Consider the following 21,538-nt stretch of genomic DNA (forward strand, 5'->3'; position numbering starts at 1 on the left):
CGGAGCACACGCCCACGACGCGGGCCGGCGTCAGAACAGGACGCCGTCGCTGACGAGCACCGTCGCCGGGATCGCGAAGGCGAACCACGAGACGGGAGCCAGCACCCAGTTGGCGAGGATCGCACCCCGACCCGGTGCGTGGGCGCGCACCGCCTCCACCTCGGCCAGCGCGACCCGGGGCGAGTAGAGCAGGCGGGCGTTCGCGGCGATCGAGATCACCGCGCCGACGACCAGCGGACCGCCCAGCAGGAGGAACGCCCCCTCGGCGGTCGCGACCCAGAGCGCGGCCCAGACGAGCCAGAGCACGAGCAGCCAGACGGCGACGGCGAAGGTGATCCGCTGAGCGGGGCTCCGGCCGGTCGCGAAAAGGTCGTCGGCCTGCTCGTCGATCGGTCGGCGGAGCACGCGGATCCGCAGGGCGGCGGAGACGAGGAGCGCCAGGACCGCGTAGGGCAGGCCGCCGACGACGAGGATCTGCACGGGGACGAACCCCAGCTGGGAGATCGCGACCACACTCAGGGTCCCGGCGATCGCCATCGTGATCGGCACCACCAGCAGGGCCGAGAGGGGGAACGAGGGCGGCGCCTGCCGCAGCGGCCACTCGTCGGAGGATCGCGGCTCGGTCATCGCCTCACCCTACTGAGGAGGGGTGCCCGCCCGGTGCTGTGGCACCCTGTGCCGGTGAGCTCCGACGACCCCGACCTCGTGCCCGAGCTGCTGGTCGGGGATCTCGAGCGCAGCCTGGCCTTCTGGTGCGGCCCCTGCGGCTTCTCCGTCCGCTACTCCCGCCCCGAGGTGGGGTTCGCCTACCTCGTCCGCGGCGGCTCCCACGTCATGCTCGACCGCATCGGCGCGGGGCGTGACTGGATCACGGGCGCGCTCGAGCGTCCGCTCGGTCGCGGCCTGAACCTGCAGATCCGCGTCGACGACGCCGACGCCGTGGCGGTGGCGCTCCGGGAGGCGGGCATCGCGCTCTTCCTCGAGCCCGAGACGCGCTGGTACCGGACGGGGGAGCGGGCTGCCGGCGTCCGCCAGCTGCTGGTCGTCGACCCCGACGGCTACCTCCTCCGCTTCCAGTCCCCGCTCGGATCGCGTCCGGCTCCGGCCTGACCGGCCCGCACGACCAGCCTCTCGGATCGCGACATCATGCTCGAGGACGATGTCGCGGTACCGCCGGGGCTGCTGTGATCGGTGGATGCCCGACCCCACCCTCACCGGCCTCGTCGACACCCTCTCGACCGGGACTCCTCCGAGCGACACCCCACCGGCGCCCGGGCGCCGCGGCGTCGTCCGCCCAGCCGACCTCGTCGCCGCTCTGACCGGCGTGGCCCTGGGCTTCTTCTCCCTCTTCGTCCACGCCCTCGCCGAGTGGCAGTACCTCGGCGCGTCGGTCGAGAGCGTCAGCGCGCTCGGCTGGCTCACCCCGGCGATCGCGGGGGCGCTGTGCCTCGTCGTCGCGGCCGTACCGGTCGTCGTCCGCTCCGTCCGTCGACGCCGCACGCGGGCCTCGTCGTGAGCCGGCTGCCCGCCGGTCCCGCCGTGCGGCTCGCGGAGGAGCTCCTCGCCCGCGCAGGATGCGCCGACTCCGCCCGTCCCTGGGTCCTGCGCACCCGCTCCGGCGGGCACCGGTCGATCGACTTCGCCGCGCTCGAGCGCCACGTGCACGCGCTGGATCTCTCTGAGGAGGCCGTCGCCCGCATCGCGCTGTCGCTGGCGACCGGGCTCCCGATCGACCTGCGCGCCGCCCTCGGCTACCTCACCCGTGATCACGCCGAGCTCGTGATGACGGTCGTCGCGTGCGTCGGCGGGCACGATCGTTCGGGCAGTCGCGTGCGCGTCTCCGCTGATCGCCGGAGCGTCGAGACCGTCCCGCCGCTCGGCTCCTGGGCGCTCTGAGACGGCTCCCGTTCGATCCGCCGCCCCCGTCCGGGCGTCCTCCGCGTCGCTACAGGCTTTCGCATGTACCCGGTTTAGGGTGTCCGTGTGCAACGTGTCGACGATTTCCCAGGAGCCGGACCGGTGGCGACCTCACCCGAATCCGGTGACCCGCGGGAGGCGTCCGCTCTCCAGCTCTCCTCCACCACCACGTCCCCCGGACAGGTGACCAGTGGTGAGGCGGGCTACCGCAGCGGCAACGTCGCGGATCCGGTGTGGCAGTCGTGGCGTGACGAGCTGGCGAAGGTGGGCGGCCCGTCGCCTCTCCTGCACTTCGTCGACTCGCCCCGGACGCGGATCGAGCTGTCGACCACCCATCCGGGCGGCCTCCCTCCCTTCATCTCCGGCAAGACGACCCTCCTCTCCTCGCTCATCCGCGACGAGCTCGCCCTGCGGACCGCGAAGAACGCGGCCGCGGCGATCACCGACAAGGGCATCGAGCTGCGCTCGGTCCGCGGCATCGAGGGCGTCCACCTCGCGATCGGGCTGGCGCAGTGGCGCGCGGGCGAGACCGAGTTCACCGCTCCCGTCCTGCTGCGTCCGCTCGCGATCCGGCGCTACGGCCGCGACTTCGAGCTCAAGCTCAAGGGTCAGCCGTTCTTCAACCCTCAGCTCGCGCGCGCCCTCAAGCAGCAGTTCGGGATCACCGTCGATCCCGAGCAGTTCGTCGAGCTCGCCGTGCAGAGCGGCGTCTTCAAGCCGCAGCCGGTCATCGACCAGCTCCGCGGACTGACCTCGCACCTGCCCTGGTTCGCCGTGCACCCCCGCCTCGTGGTCTCGAGCTTCGCCGATGTGGCGGGCGACATGCTCCGGGACGCCCGGATGCTCGAGCACCCGGTGCTGGACGCGGTGGCCGGCAACCCCGCCGCCAAGCGCTCGCTCCAGCAGTCGCAGAAGGTCGCCTCGATCATCCCGCAGGACGAGCGTCCGCCCGCGACCGACAACCTCCTGCTCGACGCCGATGCCGAGCAGGAGCAGGTCATCGCGAACATCGCGGCCGGCAACTCCCTCGTCGTCAAGACTCTGCCGGGCACCGGCGGCACCCAGACGATCGTCAACGCGATCGGCGCCCTCGCCGCGCAGCACAAGCGGGTGCTCGTGGTGGGCGCCCGCCGCTCGAGCCTCGACAGCATCCACCAGCGGCTCGTCTCGGCCGGACTCGGCGGCATCGCCGTGGGCCCGCGCACGCTGCGCCGCGACCTCATCCAGTCGATCGGCCGCAACGAGAAGGCCGCGCGCCCCTTCGTGAGCGAGATCGACGACGCCCTGCTGCGCCTGCGCAAGGTGCTCCTCGACTACCGCGGCGCGCTCTCGCGCCGCGACGACAGCTTCGGCGTCTCGGCGCTGCAGGCCCTCGAGGAGCTCGCGCGCCTGTCGCAGCTGCGCACTCCTCCGTCGACCACCGCGCGCCTCGAGCGCCGTGCCGTGACCGCTCTGGCGCACAGCCGCCCCGAGGCCACGCGCATGCTGATCGAGTCGGCCCGGCTGGGGGAGTTCCGCTACGGTCCGGGCGACTCGCCGTGGTACGGCGCGCACTTCGATTCGACCAGCGAGGCGGAGGCGGCGCACGAGCTCGCCAAGCGGCTTCACCTGCGCGATCTGCCTCGACTGCTCGACCGCGCCCAGGACGTCATCGGCCAGACCCGGATGCGCCCGTTCGAGTCGGTCGCCGAGCTCGGCATCTACCTGCGCCTGCTCCAGGACGTCCGCGAGACCCTCGACAAGTTCCAGCCGGCCGTCTTCGACCGGTCGATCCAGGACCTCATCGTGGCGACCTCGCCGCGTCGGGACGCCGCCGAGATGTCCTCGACGAACCGACGACGCCTGAAGAAGCTCGCCCGCGAGTACATGCGGCCCGGCGCGCACGTCACCGATCTCAACGCCTCGCTGCGCCGCGTGCAGCAGCAGCGCACCCTCTGGCAGCGCTACGCCGTCGCCGGCACGGTGCCCGAGGTGCCCGTCGGCGTCGCCGACGTGCAGGTCGCGTACCAGCAGGTCGCCGACGACCTGGGCCGACTCGACGAGCCGCTCGGCCGTCGCGGCACCAACGTCCAGCTCGCCTCGCTCCCGCTGGCCGAGCTCGCCTCGATGGTCTCCGGGCTCGCCGAGGACAGCGAGGTCCTGGCCAACCTGCAGGAGCGCACCACGCTGCTCTCGACGCTGCGCGAGTGGGGCCTGGATCCGCTGCTCGCCGACCTCTCGCGCCGCCACGTGCCCGCCGAGCTGGTCGCGATCGAGCTCGACCTCGCCTGGTGGCGCTCGGCCCTCGAGATCATGCTGACCGACGAGCGCGCGCTGCTCGGCGGGAACACCTCCGTTCTCGACCGCCTCGAGGCCGACTTCAAGCTCGTCGACGAGGCGCACGCCGCCTCCAGCGCCGAGCTGCTGGCCTGGAAGCTGTCCGAGACCTGGAAGATCGGCCTCGTCGACTGGCCGCAGGAGCGCGACGCCCTGCGCGCGTTGCTGCGCACCGAGGCGGCGACGACTCCGCAGGAGCTGCAGAAGGCGGCTCCGCACCTGTCGCGCGTGCTCGCTCCGGCGTGGCTCGTGTCGCCCTACGAGGTGCACCGCATCGGCACCGAGACCACGTTCGACACGGTCTTCCTCGTCGACGCCGGTGCCACGACCCTCGCCGAGAACGTCGGAGCGATCCGCCGCGCGAAGCAGGTCGTCGCGTTCGGCGATCCGGTGACGCAGACGCCCACTCCGTTCGGCCTGCGCGTCGACGAGTCGGTCGAGTTCGGCAGCACCGCGACCCGCACCGACGTCGAGGCCCTGCACGCGCAGTCGGCGCTCGCGCGACTGGGCGAGCTGCTCAACACGGTCACGCTGACCCGGAGCTACCGGGCCGGCGGCGAGGACCTCGCCGAGCTGGTCAACCGCCGCTTCTACGGCGGCCGGATCGACTCCCTGCCCTGGGCAGGATCCTTCCTCGGCCACGACTCGCTCCGCTTCCACTACATCGCGAGCGGTCACGGCATGCCCGAGAACGACTCCGGAGCGGTCGAGTCCGTCGACGCCGAGGTCGCGAAGGTCGTCGAGCTGGTCCTCGAGCACGCGGTCATCCGCCCGCGCGAGTCGCTCATGGTGATCACCGCGAGCCCGCGTCACGCCGTGCGCGTGCAGCAGGCCGTCCTCACCGCGTTCGCCAAGCGCACCGACCTGAACGACTTCATCCTCGGCGACCGACCCGAGCCGTTCACCGTCGTGACCCTCGAGCAGTCGGTCGCGCAGAGCCGCGACCGGGTCATCTTCTCGATCGGCTACGGCCGCACTCCGCACGGACGGCTGCTGTCGAACTTCGGCGCGCTGGCCGAGGCGGGCGGCGAGCGGCTGCTCGCGGTCGGCATGACCAGGGCCCGTCGCTCGATGGACATCGTCTCGTGCTTCCGGCCCGGCGACATCGACGAGTCGCGGATGCGGCACGGCATGGTGGCGCTCGCGCAGGTGCTGCAGGAGGCGGAGGACCGCGTCCAGCCGAGCGACCGCGACGACTACTCCGAGCCGATGCTGGTCGATCTGGCCGCACGCCTCGAGCGCCGCGGGCTGAGGGTGAACATCGGGCACAAGGGCAAGCTGGCGCTGGTGGCCGCGCACGGGACGCGGGCCGTCGTGGTCGAGACCGACCGCGACGTCAGCACGCAGAGCCTCCGGGTCTCGCTGCGGCTGCGTCCGGAGCTGCTGCGCCGTCTCGGCTGGCACTACCTGCGCGTGCACAACTTCGAGCTGTTTGCCGACCCCGAGGCCGTGGCCGCACGGGTCGCAGGGCTGATCGGGGGTCCGGCCGACGAGGCTCCGGCACCCGAGCCCGAGACGCCGGCTCCCGCGGTCGTCGCGACGGCGGCGCCGGCGCCCGTGTCGAGCGAGACCCAGCCGATCGAGATCCAGCCGCGCGACGACGCGTGACCGAGGACCCGCCGACCGCCGCACCCGCCGGAGCCGATCGCCCGCTCCGGCGCTCGCGCGGCGGTCGGCGGGCGACCCTGCCTGCGAAGCCCGGCACGGACCCGTCGCCGCACGACGCCCCCGTGCCCGACCCCGAGGTGCCGCCTCTCCGCCCCGACACCGGCCCGAACGACTCCCGCCTCCGCCAGGACGTCCCGCCCCACTACTGAGCCGTGCGGCGTCGTCCGGCGCCTCTGCTGCGCGGACTGACCGCTGAGAAGCGGCCACTTTCTGCTGATCGAGTAGCCCGCGCAGCGGGCGTATCGAGATCCGCATCACCGGGGGACAGGTGGTCTCGGTACGCCGCCTGCGGCGTCTACTCGACCAGCGGGGGAGGGGATGCCGCCCCTGCTGGCGACAACTCGGCCACCTCGGTGCGACGCGGAGCCGTCCACAGGGCGACCTCCGCAGGGTGCAGGTGCCGTCCGAAACGCGTGTGAGCGTTTCGGACGCACCGTCCGCACAACGCTCTGCGGAACGCGCCCACCTCGGGAAGCCGACCGCGGTTCTTCCTCGCCGCTGGCGAGGAAGAACAGAGCAGTTCAGTCGACGTGCTTGCCCGAGTTGGCGGTCGTGGCGGTGCCGCCGTTGGCGAGCAGGTCGCGGATGTCGGCGAGGAGCTCGAGCTCGGTCGGCGCCTTGTCCTCGGCAGCGGGAGCGTCGTCCATCTTCTTCTTGAACGCCGCGTTCTTGAGATGGTTGATCGGCAGGACGAAGGCGAAGTACAGCACGAACGCGACGATCACGAACTGGATGAGGGCCGAGAGGACCGAACCCCACGCCAGGACCGACGCGTCCTGGCCATTACCGGCGGGACGGATCTGCCAGACCAGCGAGTCCAGCGACGACGCGTCGAAAATCACTCCGATGAGCGGGTTGAAGATGCCCGTCACGATCGCGTTGACGATGGTGGTGAACGCCGCGCCGATGACCACGGCGACAGCCAAGTCGATGACGTTGCCGCGGAGGATGAACTCCTTAAAGCCGTTGATCATGGTCTGTTCCGTTTCTGCCGGCGGGCGGAGGGTCGTGCGCGGAGGTGTGTCGCCGAGTGCGAGACGTCGAGGTCAGCTCCCTGAGGACGACGACCCGGAGGAGGAGGAGGATCCGGAGGAGGAGGAGCCCGAGGACGAGGATCCCGAGGAACCCGACGACGACGACGACGACCCTCCCGACGAGGAGCCTCCCGACGACGACCCGCCCGTGGACGCCGGCGCCGGCGTCGAGCCCCCCGACGACGACGAGTCCGACCCCGACGACGACCCCTTCGCCCCGGACGAGCGCGAATCCGTGCGGTAGAACCCGGACCCGTTGAAGGTCACGCCGACCGCGCTGAAGACCTTGCGCAGCGCGCCCTGGCAGCTCGGGCACTCCGTGAGGGTGTCGTCCGTGAACTTCTGCTGGATGTCGAAGGCGTTGCCGCACTGCGTGCAGCGGTAGGAGTAGGTGGGCACTGGTGCTCCTGAAGCGAAGGGGGAGTGAGGAGGGGGAGGAGGAGGAGTGCGCTCAGCGCGCGATGTCGAGGACGCCCGAGGGCGTCACAACGCCGTCGACGGCCTGGTCGTGCACCTCGCTGGGCACGTGGTCGACGAGCTCGCTGTCGAAGACGACCGCGTAGACCGGCGGGCACTTCTCCATCGAGCCGAGGGTCTTGTCGAAGTAGCCGCGGCCCCAGCCCATCCGCATGCCCGTCCGGTCGACGGAGGCGGCCGGGACGATGATCAGGTCGACGTCGTTGATCGCGATCGGTCCGAGGAGGGCGCCGACCGGCTCCGGCATCCCGAACAGGCCCTGCGTCTCGGTGTGCCCGTCGCCGACGGCCCAGTCGAGGAGCCCGTCCTGGCGGGAGATGGGGAAGAGGACCCGGATGCCGTGGCTCTCGGCCCAGCCGAGGAACGGGCGGGTGCTCGGCTCGTCGGGCGCCGACAGGTAGCACGCGATCGACCCGGCGCCGTGACGGGTGACCAGGTCGATGAGGTGCTCCGTGATGCGGGCCGTGGCCTGCTCGCGAGCGGTGGTCGTCTGCGTGCGTCGGCGCTCGCGCAGCTCGGCGCGCAGCGCCCGCTTCTCGTGAGTGGTGTCGGCTGGCATGCGCTCAGTCTAGATCGGGGGTGACCGGCGGGATCGGCGGTGGTGGGGCGCGCTGAGTGCCGCTCATCCGGGGGTGACCCAGAACAGGGGCCGACCGCCTGCTCCCCGACTCTCCGCGAAACATCCGCGACCATCACCGCCGCTATAGTGACGCCCCATGGGCACTCGTATCCGCAAAGCCGTCATCCCTGCCGCCGGTCTCGGCACCCGCTTCCTGCCGGCGACCAAGGCCATCCCCAAGGAGATGCTGCCGGTCGTCGACAAGCCGGCGATCCAGTACGTGGTGGAGGAAGCGGCGGACGCCGGTCTCCAGGACGTCCTCGTCATCATCGGGCGCAACAAGAACGCGCTCGCCAACCACTTCGACTCGGTCCCCGAGCTCGAGCTCAACCTCAGCAAGAAGGCCGACGACGCCAAGCTGGCCCACGTCAAGTACGCGAGCGACCTGGCCGACGTGCACTTCGTCCGCCAGGGCGAGCCGAAGGGCCTCGGCCACGCCGTCTCCCGCGCGCAGCGCCACGTGGGTGACGAGCCCTTCGCCGTCCTCCTGGGCGACGACCTCATCGACGCCCGCGACCCCCTCCTGACCCGCATGATCGACGTCGCCGAGCAGCGCGACACGACCGTCGTGGCACTGCTCGAGGTCGATCCCGACCAGATCCACCTGTACGGCTGCGCTGCGGTCGAGGCCACCGACGAGGACGACGTGGTGCGCATCACCGGTCTCGTCGAGAAGCCCTCGAAGGAGGACGCGCCCTCCAACCTCGCGATCATCGGCCGCTACGTCCTCAAGCCGGACGTGTTCGGCGTGCTCGAGGAGACCCAGCCCGGCAAGGGCGGCGAGATCCAGCTGACCGACGCGCTCGAGCGCATGGCGCAGGACCCGGCCGAGTTCGGCGGAGTCTACGGCGTCGTGTTCCGCGGACGCCGCTACGACACGGGCGACAAGCTCGACTACATCAAGGCGATCGTGCAGCTCGCGTCCGACCGTCCCGACCTGGGCGAGGACCTCAAGCCGTGGCTGAAGGACTTCGTCAGCACGCTCTGACGACGAGGTCGCGCCTCGCACAGCACCGACGGGATCCCCTGCTCCGGCGGGGGATCCCGTGCGTGCGGGCCGGATCCGCGGGCCCGGTGAGCCTTCCGACCGCTCCGGTCCACCCCTCTCCGCCCCTCCGATCCCGCAGTACAGTCGGGACATGCCGCTGCCAGTCCCGACACTCTCCGAGGGTCGAGTCACCATCCGCCCGATCCGGGTCCGCGACGCCCGCCCCCTCGAGCGCGAGCTGATCGCCAACCGGGCCTGGCTGCGGCAGTGGGAGGCGTCCGATCCCCGCGGCGGCGCCGCGTTCGACGTGCGTGCGAGCATCCGCTCGCTGCAGCAGAACGCCCGCGCCGGGGGAGGGGTCCCGTTCCTGATCGAGTGGGACGGCGAGCTCGCCGGGCAGCTGAACATCTCGAACATCGGCTACGGCTCGCTCTCGTCGGGATCGATCGGCTACTGGGTGGCCGAGCGGTTCGCCGGCCGCAGCATCACTCCGATCGCCGTCGCCCTCGCGACCGACCACGCGTTCCTCGATCTGGGTCTGCACCGGATGGAGATCTGCATCCGGCCCGAGAACCGCCCGAGCCTGCGCGTGGTCGAGAAGCTCGGCTACCGCTACGAGGGCCTCCGGCGCCGGTTCATCCACATCAACGGCGACTGGCGCGACCACTTCTGCTTCGCCCTCGTGGCGGAGGAGGTGCCGCGCGGCGTCCTGCGCCGCTACCTCGACGGCCAGGTGCCGCACGACGTGGGCACTCCGAGCGAGGCCGACCAGCGCGCGTCGCACCGCTCGGGTCTCTCCGGACCGCCGGACGGCGCGGGGATCCCCCGGACGGGGAGCCGCCTTCTCGGCGATCCGCGCGGACACACCTACCCGTAATGACGGACGGGACACCCTCCGACTCCTAGCGTGGGTCGCATGAGTAGCGACTGGCTGGGTGGGGGCGTCGTCTGGGCGCTCGCCGCCGTTCTGTGGGTCGCCTACCTGATCCCCACGTGGATGCGCCGACGGTCGTACAACGCGACCGAGCGCAACGCGGTGAGGCTGCAGCAGACGCTGCGGATCCTCGCCGAGACCGCGGAGGTGCCCGAGCACGTGCGTGCGGAGGCGACGGCCCGCGAGGTCGCGCTGCAGCAGCGCACCCTCCGGGCCACCGAGACACGACGACGAGCCGAAGAGAAGGCACAGGCGATGGAGCTGGCACAGGCGGAGAAGGCGGCGCGCGAGGCGCTGCGACGAGCATCCGCGACCACGGAGCAGAGCACTCGCACGGAGCCGGGTGTGCTGCGCTGGCGTCAGGGTGCGGCGGCGGCGGTCCTGGTCGGAATGGTCGCCGGCCTGGTCGGGCTCGTGATGCTGCCGTTCGGCGGCACCGCGGTGGTGCCCTCGCTCGGCGCACTGCTCCTCGTCGCGGGAGTCGCGACACTGCTGGTGCTGGCTCCCGGGCGCCGTCGTGCGGCGGCTCCCGCGGCGGAGGCGTCGACGTCGGTCCCCGTCTCGCGTCGCCCCGCCGAGGTCTTCGAGGCCGAGCTCGCGCAGGACGCACCCGCGGAGGAGGAGTCGGCGGTCGCGGAGGAGGCGGCGAGCTGGACGCCCAAGCCGCTGCCCAAGCCGCTGTACCTCTCGCGGGGCACCGTGGCCGCGAGCGCCATGGCGTCGATCGACGCCGTCGAGCGCCTGCGTGCCGCAGCAGCGGAGGCGGAGCTGGCGCAGCGCGCCGCCGCCGCCGCTCCCGAGGTCGCCCCGATCCGCACCCCCCGCGCCGCCGCTCCCGCGCCGGCTCCGGAGGCCCCTCGACCCACCTCGCGCTTCGCGTCGATGGGCGTCGTGGACGGCGTCGACGCGATCGACCTCGACCGCGCTCTGCAGCGCCGACGGGGAGCCTGACGGCTCCGCTCGTCGATTCGGAGCCCGCTCCGCGGCGTGCTAGTGTGGACGAGTTGTTCGGGCCGGTGACGGCTCGGGAGGCACGGGTCCGTGGCGCAGTTGGTAGCGCGCTTCGTTCGCAATGAAGAGGTCAGGGGTTCGAATCCCCTCGGATCCACCGGTACTGCAGAAGGCCCGCTCGAGAGAGCGGGCCTTCTGTGTTTCTCAAGGCCAGGCCCGCTCGAGAGCGGGCCTTCTGTGTTTGTCAGGGTCAGGCCCGCTCGAGAGCGGGCCTTCTGTGTTTGTCAGGGTCAGGCCCGCTAGAGAGCGGGTGCCGACCGGGCGAGGCTCGTTCCGGCTGAGCTCGGTACCGGTGGACTCCATCGGGAAGGCGGAGCGCCCACCGACGGTCGACGGTCAGTGCAGCGACGGGTCCGGCTCGCCCCAGTTCTCGATGGTCTGCAGCACCCAGAACACGGTGAAGAGGGCGAGCGCCACCGCCTCGACGATCAGGAGCCACTGCTCACCGAGCAGCGCCTCCCCGCGGCCGCTCACCACCAGAACGACCAGCGCGAGATCGGTCACGGCGAGCAGCACCGCGAGCCCGGCGTACGCGATCGAGTAGCCACGAGGCGAGCCCGGGCCGCGCACTCCCTCCGCTCGCACCTCGTACGCATGCACACCCGCGACAGCGGCCATCAGCAGGAAGAAGACGGCGGCGGCCGCGTAGTGACCCGCGAGCGCGAAGGCCGGAGTGGCCGACGCGACGGCGAGGGCGACCAGCAGCACCGCCGCGACGGCGCTCCGGACCGCCGCGATCCGGTCCCACCGGCGGTCCAGGGCCAGGAGCACGATCGAGGCGACGAGGACCGCCGACGCGACGACCAGGTAGGCGAGCATCCCGACCGCGACCTCGTCGGCCGCGCTCGCGGGCAGGCAGCGCGCGGCACCTGCGGGGCAGCCCGTGCCCGTCAGCGTCGTGAGCTCGTCCGAGCGCAGGGGCACGGGGACGAGCGCGATGAGCGGCGCCGTCATCCCGCCGAGGAGCAGGAGGTAGCGGCGCAGACTGCGCCCGGCGAGCACGACGAGCGCCACCGCCACGGCGGACAGCGCGCCGACGAACACGGAGCGGGCGGGCGTGTAGTACGCCGCGCTGATGGAACGCAGCGGACCGACCGCGACCAGGTGCCAGCCGACTCCGGCGCCGAGCAGCAGCACCGCCGCGCAGAGCGAGAGCCGCACGTAGCGATGGGTGCGCAGCGAGGAGACGGAGCCGTCGGCGCGCAGAGCGTCGGTCGAGCCCACGGGGGCTACTCGGCTCGCAGGCCCGAGGAGCCGAGCGCGAAGTCGACGTCGATGCGGATCGCGACCCGGAGCGGGTTCTCGCGCGGAACGCGGTAGCGGCGCGAGTAGAGGTCGACGGCGTGCGCGACCGCGTCGGGCTCCTCCTCGATCGAGGCGGGTCCGCCCAGGCTCAACCAGCGGATGCCGTCGACCTGACCGACCGTCGCGGTGCCTCCGCGGCGCACGTTCAGCACCTTCTGGCTCTCGCGCGAGGTGATCACGCGCACGACGCCGTCCTCGTAGGTGAACCCGACGGCGACGACGTGGAGGCGGCCGCCGCGACCCGGAGTGGAGAGGGTGGCCAGGTGCCGCTCGGTCACGAACTCGAGGCCGTCGGGGCTGAGGATGCTCATGCCGCGAGCGTAGCCGGAGGGTCTGACGGGACGCCGGGCCCCCCGACCACGATCCGGCGCCCGCGAGATGCCGGTGCGGTACGCGACACGCCGCGCAAGGCGTGCCGGAGTGGGATCTCGCGAGGTGCGTCAGATCTGCAGCAGGAGCGCCTCGCCCTGGCCGCCGCCACCGCAGAGGGCGGCGACGCCGAGTCCGCCGCCGCGGCGCCGCAGCGCGAGTGCGAGGTGCAGAGCCAGACGCGCGCCAGAGGCGCCGACCGGGTGGCCCAGCGCGATCGCGCCTCCGTCGAGGTTGACCGCCTCGGGAGCCAGGCCCAGGTCGTCGGCCGACTGCAGCACGACCGACGCGAACGCCTCGTTGATCTCGATCAGGTCGAGGTCGGCGACAGTGCCGCCGCGCCGGGCGAGCGCGCGGAGGATCGCGGCCGACGGCTGCGAGTGCAGCGAGTTGTCGGGGCCGGCGACCTGCCCGTGCTCGGCGATCTCGGCGATCCAGGTCAGCCCTCTCGAGCGCGCCCAGCCCCGGCTCGCGACGACCAGCGCCGCGGCTCCGTCGGTGAGGGGGGAGGAGCTGCCGGCGGTGATCGTCCCCTCCGGGGAGAAGGCGGGTCGGAGGCCGGCGAGGATCTCCTCGCTCGTCTCCGGTCGGATCCCGTCGTCCTCCGAGACGACCACGTCCTCGCCCCGCCGCTGCGGCACGGCCACCGGCACGATCTCCTCCGCGAGGACCCCCGCCGCCCGGGCGGCCGCGGCCCGTCGGTGCGAGAGGGCCGCGTAGGCGTCCTGGCGATCCCGCCGGATGCCGCGCTCGGCGTTCCCGTCGTCGGTCACCCGGCCCATGATCCGCCGGTCGAACGGGTCGAGCAGCCCGTCGTGCAGAAGCGCGTCCTCGAGCGGCTGCGCACCGACCCCGACGCCGTCGCGGGCGCCGAGGAGCAGGTGGGGGGTACGAGTCATGGACTCCTGCCCACCGGCGACGACGACGGCCGCCTCGCCGGTCCGGATGAGCCGGGCCGCATCGATCACCGCGGTGAGACCCGAGAGGCAGAGCTTGTTGATCGTCACGGCGGGCACGTCCCAGCCCAGGCCCGCGAGGATCGCCGTCTGGCGCGCCGGCCCTTGCCCGGCCCCGGCCTGGATCACCTGGCCGAGGATCACCGCGTCGACGTCGGGCGCCTCCACGCCCGAGCGCTCGAGGGCCGCGCGGACCGCGTGAGCACCGAGCTCCGTCGCGGACAGGGTGGCGAACGCGCCGCCGAAGCGGGCGAAGGGGGTGCGGGCACCCCCGAGGATCACGGGGACGAGGTTGTCTGCGGCCACGGCGGGCTCCTTCTCGACGGTGAGAGCGGACGGTGCCGGTCAGGGCACCAGGAGGATCTTCCCGCGGACGTGCCCGTCCTCGCTCGCCCGGTGGGCGTCGACGACGTCCTCGAGGGCGAAGCGCGGCCCGAGCTCGACCGTGAAGCGGCCCTCGGCGAGCAGCCGGAGGGCGTGCGGGATCGCCTCGCGGCGGAGGGTCAGCTCCTCCGGGGTCAGCGGTACGGGGTTGCCGCCCGACCAGGCGCGGATGCCGAGCTCCGCCGCGCGCGCCCCCACGACGACGGTGCCCACGTGCTGCGGATCCCGGACCAGGGCGAGCGACGCGTCCACGGCCTCATCGGTGCCCGCGGCGTCCAGCACGCGGTCGACGCCGTCGGGAGCCGCCTCGAGCAGCCGGGCCAGCAGGCCCGGCCCGTAGGCCACCGGCTCTGCACCGAGCGCACGCAGCCGCTCGTGGTTCGCGGGGCTCGCGGTCGCGATCAGCCGGGCGCCCCGCTCCCGGGCGAACTGCACGGCGGCCTGCCCGACCGCTCCGGCCCCCGCGTGCACGAGGAAGGTCGAGCCCTCGGCGACGCCGAGCGAGACGACGGCCTGGTAGGCGGTGCCGATCGGGATGCCGAGCGCGGCCGCCTGCTCGAACGAGACGGTCGGGGGCTTCGCATCGAGGTTCTCGGGACGGACCACGACGGAGGTGCCGTACGTGCCGGAGGCGCCCTGCACGACGACCTCGTCCCCGACGCGCCGGCCGTCGACTCCGGCGCCGATCGCGGTCACCACTCCGGCCCCGTCCGAGCCGAGCCGGCGCGGCTCCGTGAGAAGCGGGCTCGGTCGGACACCCGAGCGGATCTTCCACTCGATCGGATTCACGCCCGCAGCCCGGATCCCGACCACGAGGCCGCCCACGGGAGCCTCGGGCTCGGGCACGTCGACGACCTCGAGCACCTCCGGTCCGCCGATCCGGCGGTACTGCACGATCCTCGCCACGTCGTCCTCCTCCGGGATCCGTCAGCCCAGCAGCCGGTCGCGCACCTCGCGGCGCAGCACCTTGCCGATCAGCGAGGTCGGCAGCTCGTCGACCGGGACGACGCGCTTGGGCACCTTGTAGGCGGTGAGGTGCACGCGGCAGAAGTCGCGCAGCGCCTCGGGGTCCACGGCCGCGCCCGCCCGCAGCACCACGGCGGCCGCGACGCTCTCGCCGCCGTCCGGGCGGGGCAGCCCGACCACGGCCGCGCGCGACACGTCGGGGTGCGACTCGAGGACGCCTTCGACCTCGGACGGCGACACGTTGAACCCGCCCGTGATGATCAGCTCCTTGGCGCGGTCGACGATCGTCACGAAGCCGTCCGCCGACACCGTCGCGATGTCGCCCGTGCGGAGCCAGCCGTCGGCCAGCAGCGTCTCGCCGGTCTCGCCGGGGCGCCTCCAGTAGCCCTGGAACACCTGGGGCCCGCGCAGCAGCAGCTCGCCCGATTCGCCGGGACCGCGGTCGACGGAGGGGTCGGCCGGGTCGACGAGGCGGATCTCGGTGCTCGGGAACGGCACGCCCACGGTGCCCGGCCGCCGAGTCGGCCCCACCGGGTTGCCGATCGCGACGGGCGAGCTCTCGGTCATGCCGTAGCCCTCGACGAGGAGCCCGCGGCTCGCGCGCTCCCAGCGGTCGACGGTCGCGACGGGGAGCCCCATCGCTCCGGAGATGGCGAAGCGGATGCCGCGCAGATCGAGCTCGCCGCGCTCGGACGCCCGCGCCAGTGCGTCGTACACGGGAGGCACTGCAGGCAGGAACGTGGGCGGCGAGGACTTCGCGGCCGCCTTCACGAGTCCCACGTCGAACGTCGGGAACAGCACGACCTTCGCCCCGATGCTGATCGCGAAGGTCAGGCAGAGCGTGAGTCCGTAGGCGTGGAAGAGGGGGAGGACCGCGTAGAACGTCTCGTCGCCCTCGCGGAGCCCCGGCACCCACGCCTGCCCCTGCATCGCGTTCGCGCGCAGATTCGCGTGCGAGAGGATCGCGCCCTTCGGCGTGCCGGTGGTACCGCTCGTGTACTGCAGCAGTGCGGTGTCGCCGAGGGAGGGACGGGGGTGCGAGCGCGAGAGCCGGCGGCCGCCGAGCAGGCGGGAGAACGGGAGGACCGAGCGCGAGCGGGGCCGCCCCGTCAGCTTCGCGCGAGCCGCGCGGACCTTGGGCAGCGGCAAGCGCAGCGCCAGGCGCTTCGCCAGCGGGAACGACTCCGTCAGGTCGACCGCGACGACGCGCTCGACGCCGACATCGGCGGGCATCGCCGCAACGGTGTCGGCGACCTTGTCCCAGACCACCGCGACGCGCGCGCCGTGGTCCTCGAACTGCCGACGCAGCTCCCGCGGCGTGTAGAGCGGGTTGTGCTCGACCACGATCGCGCCCAGCCGCAGAACCGCGTAGAACGCGATCACGTGCTCGGGGCAGTTGGGCAGCACGAGCGCGACGCGGTCGCCGGGGCGGACGCCCAGCCGGCGCAGCCCCTCCGCGGCCCGGGACACCTTCTCGCCGAGCTCGGCGTAGGTCGTGCCGGCACCGAAGAACTCGAGGGCCGTGCCGCGGCGGTAGCGGGCGACCGAGTCCTCGAGGAGGTCGACGAGGGTCTGGGTGGGCGGATCGATCTCGCTCGGGACGCCCTCCGCGTAGGAGGTCAGCCACGGCTTCGTCGCCAGGTACGGGGTTCCGGGAGTCACGGAGCCACTATCGGGCATCAGCCTCCGGGGTTGCTCCGAGCCCGGGGCGAGGGGGTGACGGCGGAGGCGGGCCTCCGCGCAGACTGGAGCGATGAGCGCAGCCATCGACCTCCTCCGCGACGCCTTCGACCGGGTGCACCAGAACGTGCACGCGGTCCTCGACGACATCACTCCCGAGCAGCTCGGCTTCCGCGCCGATGCGCAGGCCAACTCGCCCGCCTGGCTGATCTGGCACCTGACGCGCGTGCAGGACGACCACCTCGCGCCGCTCGCAGGTCACGAGCAGGTGTGGACAGCCGAGGACTTCCACGGCCGCTCCGCTCTGCCCTTCGAGCCGGGCGCGAGCGGGTACGGACAGGAGCCGTCCGAGGTGGCGGCGCTCGCCGCGGTTCCCGCGCACCTGCTCGCCGAGTACCACGACGCCGTGCACACGACGACGCTCGCCTACCTCGACACGCTCTCGGACGAGGACCTCGCCGAGGTCGTCGACCGCCAGTGGGACCCGCCGGTGACCCTCGGCGTCCGCCTGGTCTCGGTCGTCGACGACGACGCCCAGCACGTGGGCCAGGCCGCCTTCGCGAAGGGCCTGGCCGAGCGCGCCTGAGGCCCGGCCGACGGCGGCCGCACTCGCGATGCCGCTACCCTGGAGCCGGCACCGCCGCCCAGCGGCGGAGTCCGCGGAGCGAGGACCGCGCCACCGAGAGGACCACCACGTGACGTCGCCCGACACCACCACCGCCCCCGCCCCCCTGACGCGCAAGGGGCGCGACGTGCCCGCCGAGATCGCCCGCTCGTGGCTCCTCGTCAACGCCACGCGCACCGAGACCTTCGACGCCGCGCACGCGTCTCGCGCCGACCAGATCGTCCTCGACATCGAGGACGCGGTCGATCCCAAGGCGAAGCCCGCCGCCCGCGCCGATGTCGTCGAGTGGCTGAAGGGCGACAAGAAGGCGTGGGTCCGCATCAACGACCACTCCACGCCCTTCTGGTCGGACGACGTCGATGCGCTGAAGGGCCTGCCCGGCCTCGCCGGCGTCATGCTCGCCAAGACGGAGGCGGCGGAGCACGTCACCGAGACCTTCGACCGCCTCGGCGGCTCGACCCCGGTCCTCGCCCTCGTCGAATCGGCCCTCGGGATCGAGGAGGCGGTCTCCATCGCCCGCGCCCGCGGCTGCTTCCGGCTCGCGTTCGGCAGCGGCGACTACCGCCGCGACACCGGCACGAGCGCCGACGACCTGGCCATGGCCTACCCGCGCTCGCGCCTCGTCGTCGCCTCGCGCATCGGGGATCTGCCCGGCCCCATCGACGGTCCGACGGTCTCGAACAGCCACCCCGTGCTCCGCGAGCAGTCGGCTCTGACCGTGTCGCTCGGGCTCACCGGCAAGCTCTGCCTCGACACCGAGCAGCTCGCGGTCATCAACGAGGTCATCAGCCCCACCCCGTCCGACGTGGCGTGGGCGCGCGACTTCCTCGACGACTTCGAGGCGCGCGGGCGCGTGATCCGCGACGGCAGCGACCTGCCGCGCCTGGGCCGGGCCAAGAAGATCGACAAGCTCGCGACGGCGTTCGGAGTGAATCCGCTCTGATCGGCGGTCCGCGGCACGAGGACGAGGAGGCTCCCATGGGCGCGGTCAGCACCTTCCTGTGGTTCGACGACGCGGCGGGGGAGGCGGCGGAGTTCTACACGTCGCTCGTCCCGAACTCGCGGATCCTCGACAGCCGCGTGCTGCCCGAGGGGTCGCCGTCACCGGGAGCGCTGCTCTCGGTGGTGTTCGAGCTCGACGGGCAGCGGTTCCAGGCGATCAACGCGGGCCCGCGCTTCCCCTTCACCGAGGCGGTCTCGATCGTGGTGACCGTGGAGTCGCAGGCCGAGCTCGACCGGCTCTGGGACGCTCTCACGGCCGACGGCGGTCAGGAGAGCCGGTGCGGGTGGCTCCGGGACCGATGGGGGCTGTGGTGGCAGATCGTCCCATCCGTCCTCGGCGACCTCCTCGGCGGAGCCGACGCCGACGGCGCCTCCCGCGCCATGCAGGCGATGCTCGCGATGGACCGGCTCGACATCCACGCGCTCGAACAGGCGTATGCCGGCGCGTAGATCCGGGACGGCGCGCCGCTCCGTCTCGCTCCGGCGGGCCTACCTCCGCGACTACCGCTACGCCTACGGGTCGCGCTTCGCGCATCTGCGCGACGGCTGGGACGTCTCGCACTACTCCGACGGCGATCGCGCACCGGTGCTGCTGATCCCGGGCGTCTACGAGACGTGGCACTTCCTCCGGCCCGTCGCGGACCGGCTGAACGGCGCCGGCCATCCGATCCACGTGCTGCCGGCGCTCGGGCACAACACGCGTCCGATCGTCGCCTCGGCGGCCCTCGGGCAGCAGTACCTCCGCGAGCACGACCTGCGCGACGTGGTCGTCGTCGCGCACAGCAAGGGCGGGCTGATCGGCAAGCACATGATGGTGGTCGACGACCTGCAGGAGCGGCGCATCGACCGCATGATCGCGGTCTCGACGCCCTTCACCGGCTCACCACTCGCACGGATCGCACCCGCCCGCGCCCTGCGCGAGTTCGATCCGCACCGCCCGGTCATCCGGACCCTGCTCGCCGAGCGCGACGCCGATGCGCGCATCACGTCGATCTACGGCATGCGCGACCAGTACATCCCCGGCGGCAGCCGCCTGGTCGGCGCGCGCGAGAACATCGCGGTGTCGGTCGTCGGGCACTTCGCGCTGCTGTCGCACCCGAAGGTGCTCGACCTCATCGCGTCGAGGGTCGATCCGGAGTGACGGGGCCGGGGCGCCGAGGCGCGCCCGGCCGATCGCGGGTCAGCTCCAGGGCGTGAGCAGCACGAGCGGGATCTCGCGCTCGGTCTTCGTCTGGTACTCCGCGTAGTCCGGCCAGGCCGCGACGGAGCGCTCCCACCACACCGCGCGCTCGTCGCCCTCGAGGACGCGCGCCGTGTAGTCCTTCTTCACGGGCCCGTCCTGGAGCTCGACGTGCGGCTCCTTCAGCATGTTGCCGTACCAGACGGGGTGCTCGGGGGCGCCGCCCTTGGAGGCGACGACGACGTACTCGCCGTCGTGCTCGACCCGCATGAGCGCGGTCTTGCGCAGCTTCCCGCTGCGCGATCCGACGGTGGTGAGGACGATGATCGGCTTGCCGCGGAGGAGGTTGCCCTCCGCGCCTCCGCTCGATTCGTAGAGCTCGGCCTGCTCGCGGGCCCAGGCGGACGTGCTCGGTTCGTATTCTCCGGTGAGGGGCATGCTCCGATCGTAGCCACGGGTGCGCGATCGCTTCCGGACGTGCACGAGGATGGAGCGGTGCAGGCTCCCGACCAGATCGACCGCGCGCTGATCGCGCGCCTCCGCGACGACCTCCTCCGCGCCCGCTACGGCGTCGACGCCGTCCGCGAGCTGTGGGGGGAGGCGGCCGCCGAGGCCCTCCACCGCGGCGACCGCGTGCCCGCGCGCCGAGCGCTCGAGCGCCGCTCCGATTCATCGCCCGAGGAGCAGGCGCGCGCCGTCCTCGCGAGGCTCTTCCTGCTCGCCGATCCGGTGACGGCCGCGGAGGCCGGGGCGGCGTTCGCGTCGCTGGGACTCGAGGGAGCGATCGGCCTCGAGCTCGTCCGCGCGGAGGCCGGAGCGGTCGTCGTCGCCGCGCTGGATCTGCGGCCCTACGACCTCGTCGACCTGCACGGCGCCGCGTCCTGGTGGATCGCCTCCGATCTGGGCGAGCTGGCGCTGGGCCGCGCGCTGTCCGAGGACCACGTCCTCGGCGTCGGCGGCGCCAGTCTGACCCTGACCGGACTGATGATCCAGCGCCCGGTCGGCAGCGTCCTCGATCTCGGCACCGGCTGCGGCATCCAGGCGCTCCACGCGTCGCGGCACGCGGACCGGGTGGTGGCCACCGACATCTCGCACCGGGCGCTGGCGATCGCCGCCTTCAACGCCGAGCTGAACGGGATCGACTCGATCGAGTTCCGCCACGGCAGCCTGTACGAGCCGGTCGCCGGCGAGCGGTTCGATCACATCGTCACGAATCCGCCGTTCGTCATCACTCCGCGCAGTGCCGGCGTGCCGTCGTACGAGTACCGCGACGGCGGGCTCGAGGGCGACGAGATCGTGCGCCGCGTCGTGCTCGGCGCTGCCGAGCACCTGACTCCGGGCGGGGTCGCGCAGCTGCTCGGCAACTGGGAGTACCGCGCCACGGCCGACGCCTTCGACCGGGTGCGCGCATGGCTGGCCGATGCGAGGGCTCCTCTCGAGCAGGCGCTCGAACCCGGTCGTGCGGGACTGGACGCGTGGATCGACGGCTCCGCGTCGCCGCTCGACGTCTGGGTGGTCGAGCGCGAGCAGCAGGACCCGGCGGTCTACGCCGAGACGTGGATCCGCGACGGAGGGACCACCCGCGGTGCGGAGTTCGACGCGCTGGTCGACGCCTGGCTCGAGGACTTCGAGCACCGCGGAGTGACGGGGGTCGGGTTCGGCTACGTCACCCTGCGGCTGCCCGCCCGTCCGCGGCCCCCGCTGCGCCGCCTCGAGCGGGTGGACGGCGCCCTCTCGACGGCGGGCCTGGGCGGGCACCTTGCGCACTGCCTCGATGCGCTCGAGCGGCTCGCCGACCTCGACGACCGCGCGCTGACCGGGTTGTCGCTCGTCGTCGCGCGCGATGTGACGGAGGAGCGCCACTACTGGCCGGGCAACGACGACCCGACCGTGCTACGGCTGCGCCAGGGCGGCGGCTTCTCGCGCACCGAGGACGTCGATACGGCCCTCGCCGCGGTCGTCGGGGCCTGCGACGGCGAGCTCTCACTCGCGGCGATCATCGCCGCCGTGGCGTCGATCCTGCAGGTCGAGGAGGAGGCGGTCAGCGCGTCCGTGCTGCCGGGAGTGCGGGAGCTGATCGCGACCGGGATGCTCGTCCTGCCCTGAC

The 21,538-nt window shown here is 72.8% G+C and carries 23 protein-coding genes, 1 tRNA gene and 1 pseudogene; 15 read left to right on the plus strand and 10 right to left on the minus strand.

All coding sequences use genetic code 11. The features are described 5' to 3' along the window. Positions 1-30 precede the first annotated feature (30 nt). Positions 31-627 (minus strand): hypothetical protein, encoded by a 597-nt coding sequence (locus C1I63_RS10645; protein ID WP_107574762.1) that lies wholly within the window; start codon positions 625-627, stop codon positions 31-33. 54 nt (positions 628-681) lie between these two features. Here C1I63_RS10645 and C1I63_RS10650 point away from each other — a divergent pair, with 54 nt between their 5' ends. The 5 genes from C1I63_RS10650 to C1I63_RS10670 all read left to right on the plus strand — a co-directional run bounded on the left by C1I63_RS10650 (position 682) and on the right by C1I63_RS10670 (position 6,050). Further along, entirely contained in the window at positions 682-1,110 is a 429-nt protein-coding gene (locus C1I63_RS10650; protein ID WP_107575819.1) for a bleomycin resistance protein, read from the plus strand. Positions 1,111-1,195: 85 nt separating this feature from the next. Further along, complete coding sequence (locus C1I63_RS10655; protein WP_107574763.1) at positions 1,196-1,516, plus strand: hypothetical protein; 321 nt, start codon at positions 1,196-1,198, stop codon at positions 1,514-1,516. Further along, positions 1,513-1,896 carry a hypothetical protein gene (locus C1I63_RS10660; RefSeq protein ID WP_055787882.1) on the plus strand — a complete coding sequence of 128 codons (384 nt, stop codon included), beginning with the start codon at positions 1,513-1,515 and terminating at the stop codon, positions 1,894-1,896. Before C1I63_RS10655 ends, C1I63_RS10660 begins: the two co-directional genes overlap by 4 nt. 123 nt (positions 1,897-2,019) lie before the next feature. Continuing rightward, positions 2,020-5,841 carry a DEAD/DEAH box helicase gene (locus tag C1I63_RS10665; protein WP_244907026.1) on the plus strand — a complete coding sequence of 1,274 codons (3,822 nt, stop codon included), beginning with the start codon at positions 2,020-2,022 and terminating at the stop codon, positions 5,839-5,841. Further along, positions 5,838-6,050 (plus strand): hypothetical protein, encoded by a 213-nt coding sequence (locus C1I63_RS10670; protein ID WP_107574764.1) that lies wholly within the window; start codon positions 5,838-5,840, stop codon positions 6,048-6,050. The genes C1I63_RS10665 and C1I63_RS10670 overlap by 4 nt, the downstream gene beginning before the upstream one ends. A gap of 372 nt (positions 6,051-6,422) precedes the next feature. Here the strand turns inward: C1I63_RS10670 and mscL are convergent, their stop codons facing one another. Continuing rightward, the gene (mscL, locus tag C1I63_RS10675; RefSeq protein ID WP_342353121.1) at positions 6,423-6,827 is read right to left on the minus strand and encodes a large conductance mechanosensitive channel protein MscL; all 405 of its coding nucleotides are present in this window, start codon (positions 6,825-6,827) and stop codon (positions 6,423-6,425) included. On the opposite strand from mscL, the gene C1I63_RS20350 reads away from it, so the two are divergent. Further along, entirely contained in the window at positions 6,808-7,179 is a 372-nt protein-coding gene (locus C1I63_RS20350; RefSeq protein ID WP_342353124.1) for a hypothetical protein, read from the plus strand. The genes mscL and C1I63_RS20350 overlap by 20 nt on opposite strands. Positions 7,180-7,193: 14 nt before the next feature. Here the strand turns inward: C1I63_RS20350 and C1I63_RS20355 are convergent. After that, a pseudogene (locus C1I63_RS20355) lies at positions 7,194-7,334 on the minus strand (FmdB family zinc ribbon protein); the annotation flags it as partial. A gap of 52 nt (positions 7,335-7,386) precedes the next feature. Next, a complete protein-coding gene (locus tag C1I63_RS10685) occupies positions 7,387-7,971 on the minus strand; it encodes a 5-formyltetrahydrofolate cyclo-ligase (RefSeq protein WP_056866653.1) in 585 nt (194 codons plus the stop codon). Positions 7,972-8,128: 157 nt separating this feature from the next. On the opposite strand from C1I63_RS10685, the gene galU reads away from it, so the two are divergent. The 4 genes from galU (at position 8,129) to C1I63_RS10705 (ending at position 11,061) form a co-directional block, all read left to right on the plus strand. Next, on the plus strand, positions 8,129-9,019 hold the full coding sequence (gene galU / locus C1I63_RS10690; protein WP_055787900.1) for a UTP--glucose-1-phosphate uridylyltransferase GalU: 891 nt from the start codon (positions 8,129-8,131) through the stop codon (positions 9,017-9,019). Positions 9,020-9,170: 151 nt separating this feature from the next. Beyond that, positions 9,171-9,896, plus strand: a complete 726-nt coding sequence (locus C1I63_RS10695) for a GNAT family N-acetyltransferase (RefSeq protein ID WP_082481011.1) — start codon at positions 9,171-9,173, stop codon at positions 9,894-9,896. Between the two features lie 39 nt (positions 9,897-9,935). Further along, entirely contained in the window at positions 9,936-10,904 is a 969-nt protein-coding gene (locus C1I63_RS10700; protein WP_107574766.1) for an AAA family ATPase, read from the plus strand. Between the two features lie 84 nt (positions 10,905-10,988). Continuing rightward, a tRNA-Ala gene (locus tag C1I63_RS10705) sits at positions 10,989-11,061 on the plus strand. Positions 11,062-11,300: 239 nt separating this feature from the next. On the opposite strand, the gene C1I63_RS10710 is transcribed toward C1I63_RS10705, so the two are convergent. The 5 genes from C1I63_RS10710 to C1I63_RS10730 form a co-directional block, all read right to left on the minus strand. Next, positions 11,301-12,188, minus strand: coding sequence for a hypothetical protein (locus tag C1I63_RS10710; RefSeq protein WP_107574767.1), 888 nt, complete (start codon positions 12,186-12,188; stop codon positions 11,301-11,303). Positions 12,189-12,193: 5 nt separating this feature from the next. Next, positions 12,194-12,580 carry a pyridoxamine 5'-phosphate oxidase family protein gene (locus C1I63_RS10715; protein ID WP_077223765.1) on the minus strand — a complete coding sequence of 129 codons (387 nt, stop codon included), beginning with the start codon at positions 12,578-12,580 and terminating at the stop codon, positions 12,194-12,196. Between the two features lie 129 nt (positions 12,581-12,709). Beyond that, a complete protein-coding gene (locus tag C1I63_RS10720; RefSeq protein WP_244907028.1) occupies positions 12,710-13,900 on the minus strand; it encodes an acetyl-CoA C-acyltransferase in 1,191 nt (396 codons plus the stop codon). Positions 13,901-13,939: 39 nt separating this feature from the next. Next, on the minus strand, positions 13,940-14,884 hold the full coding sequence (locus tag C1I63_RS10725; RefSeq protein ID WP_107574768.1) for an NADP-dependent oxidoreductase: 945 nt from the start codon (positions 14,882-14,884) through the stop codon (positions 13,940-13,942). A 21-nt stretch (positions 14,885-14,905) separates the two neighbouring features. Beyond that, positions 14,906-16,624, minus strand: a complete 1,719-nt coding sequence (locus tag C1I63_RS10730) for a long-chain-fatty-acid--CoA ligase (protein ID WP_107574769.1) — start codon at positions 16,622-16,624, stop codon at positions 14,906-14,908. A 73-nt stretch (positions 16,625-16,697) separates the two neighbouring features. On the opposite strand from C1I63_RS10730, the gene C1I63_RS10735 reads away from it, so the two are divergent. The 4 genes from C1I63_RS10735 to C1I63_RS10750 all read left to right on the plus strand — a co-directional run bounded on the left by C1I63_RS10735 (position 16,698) and on the right by C1I63_RS10750 (position 19,392). Beyond that, positions 16,698-17,210: a mycothiol transferase gene (locus C1I63_RS10735; RefSeq protein WP_107574770.1), complete on the plus strand. Its 513-nt coding sequence runs from the start codon at positions 16,698-16,700 to the stop codon at positions 17,208-17,210. Between the two features lie 109 nt (positions 17,211-17,319). Next, positions 17,320-18,192, plus strand: a complete 873-nt coding sequence (locus C1I63_RS10740; protein WP_230671596.1) for an HpcH/HpaI aldolase/citrate lyase family protein — start codon at positions 17,320-17,322, stop codon at positions 18,190-18,192. Positions 18,193-18,227: 35 nt separating this feature from the next. Further along, positions 18,228-18,701 carry a VOC family protein gene (locus C1I63_RS10745; protein WP_107574771.1) on the plus strand — a complete coding sequence of 158 codons (474 nt, stop codon included), beginning with the start codon at positions 18,228-18,230 and terminating at the stop codon, positions 18,699-18,701. Then, a complete protein-coding gene (locus C1I63_RS10750) occupies positions 18,688-19,392 on the plus strand; it encodes an esterase/lipase family protein (protein ID WP_107574772.1) in 705 nt (234 codons plus the stop codon). The genes C1I63_RS10745 and C1I63_RS10750 overlap by 14 nt, the downstream gene beginning before the upstream one ends. A 39-nt stretch (positions 19,393-19,431) precedes the next feature. Here the strand turns inward: C1I63_RS10750 and C1I63_RS10755 are convergent, their stop codons facing one another. Next, positions 19,432-19,869, minus strand: coding sequence for a nitroreductase family deazaflavin-dependent oxidoreductase (locus C1I63_RS10755; RefSeq protein ID WP_107575821.1), 438 nt, complete (start codon positions 19,867-19,869; stop codon positions 19,432-19,434). 57 nt (positions 19,870-19,926) lie between these two features. Between C1I63_RS10755 and C1I63_RS10760 the strand changes: the two genes are divergently transcribed. Next, positions 19,927-21,537, plus strand: a complete 1,611-nt coding sequence (locus C1I63_RS10760) for a DUF7059 domain-containing protein (protein WP_107574773.1) — start codon at positions 19,927-19,929, stop codon at positions 21,535-21,537. Position 21,538: the final 1 nt, after the last annotated feature.

Source organism: Rathayibacter caricis DSM 15933, from assembly GCF_003044275.1.
Taxonomy (GTDB): Bacteria; Actinomycetota; Actinomycetes; order Actinomycetales; family Microbacteriaceae; genus Rathayibacter; species Rathayibacter caricis.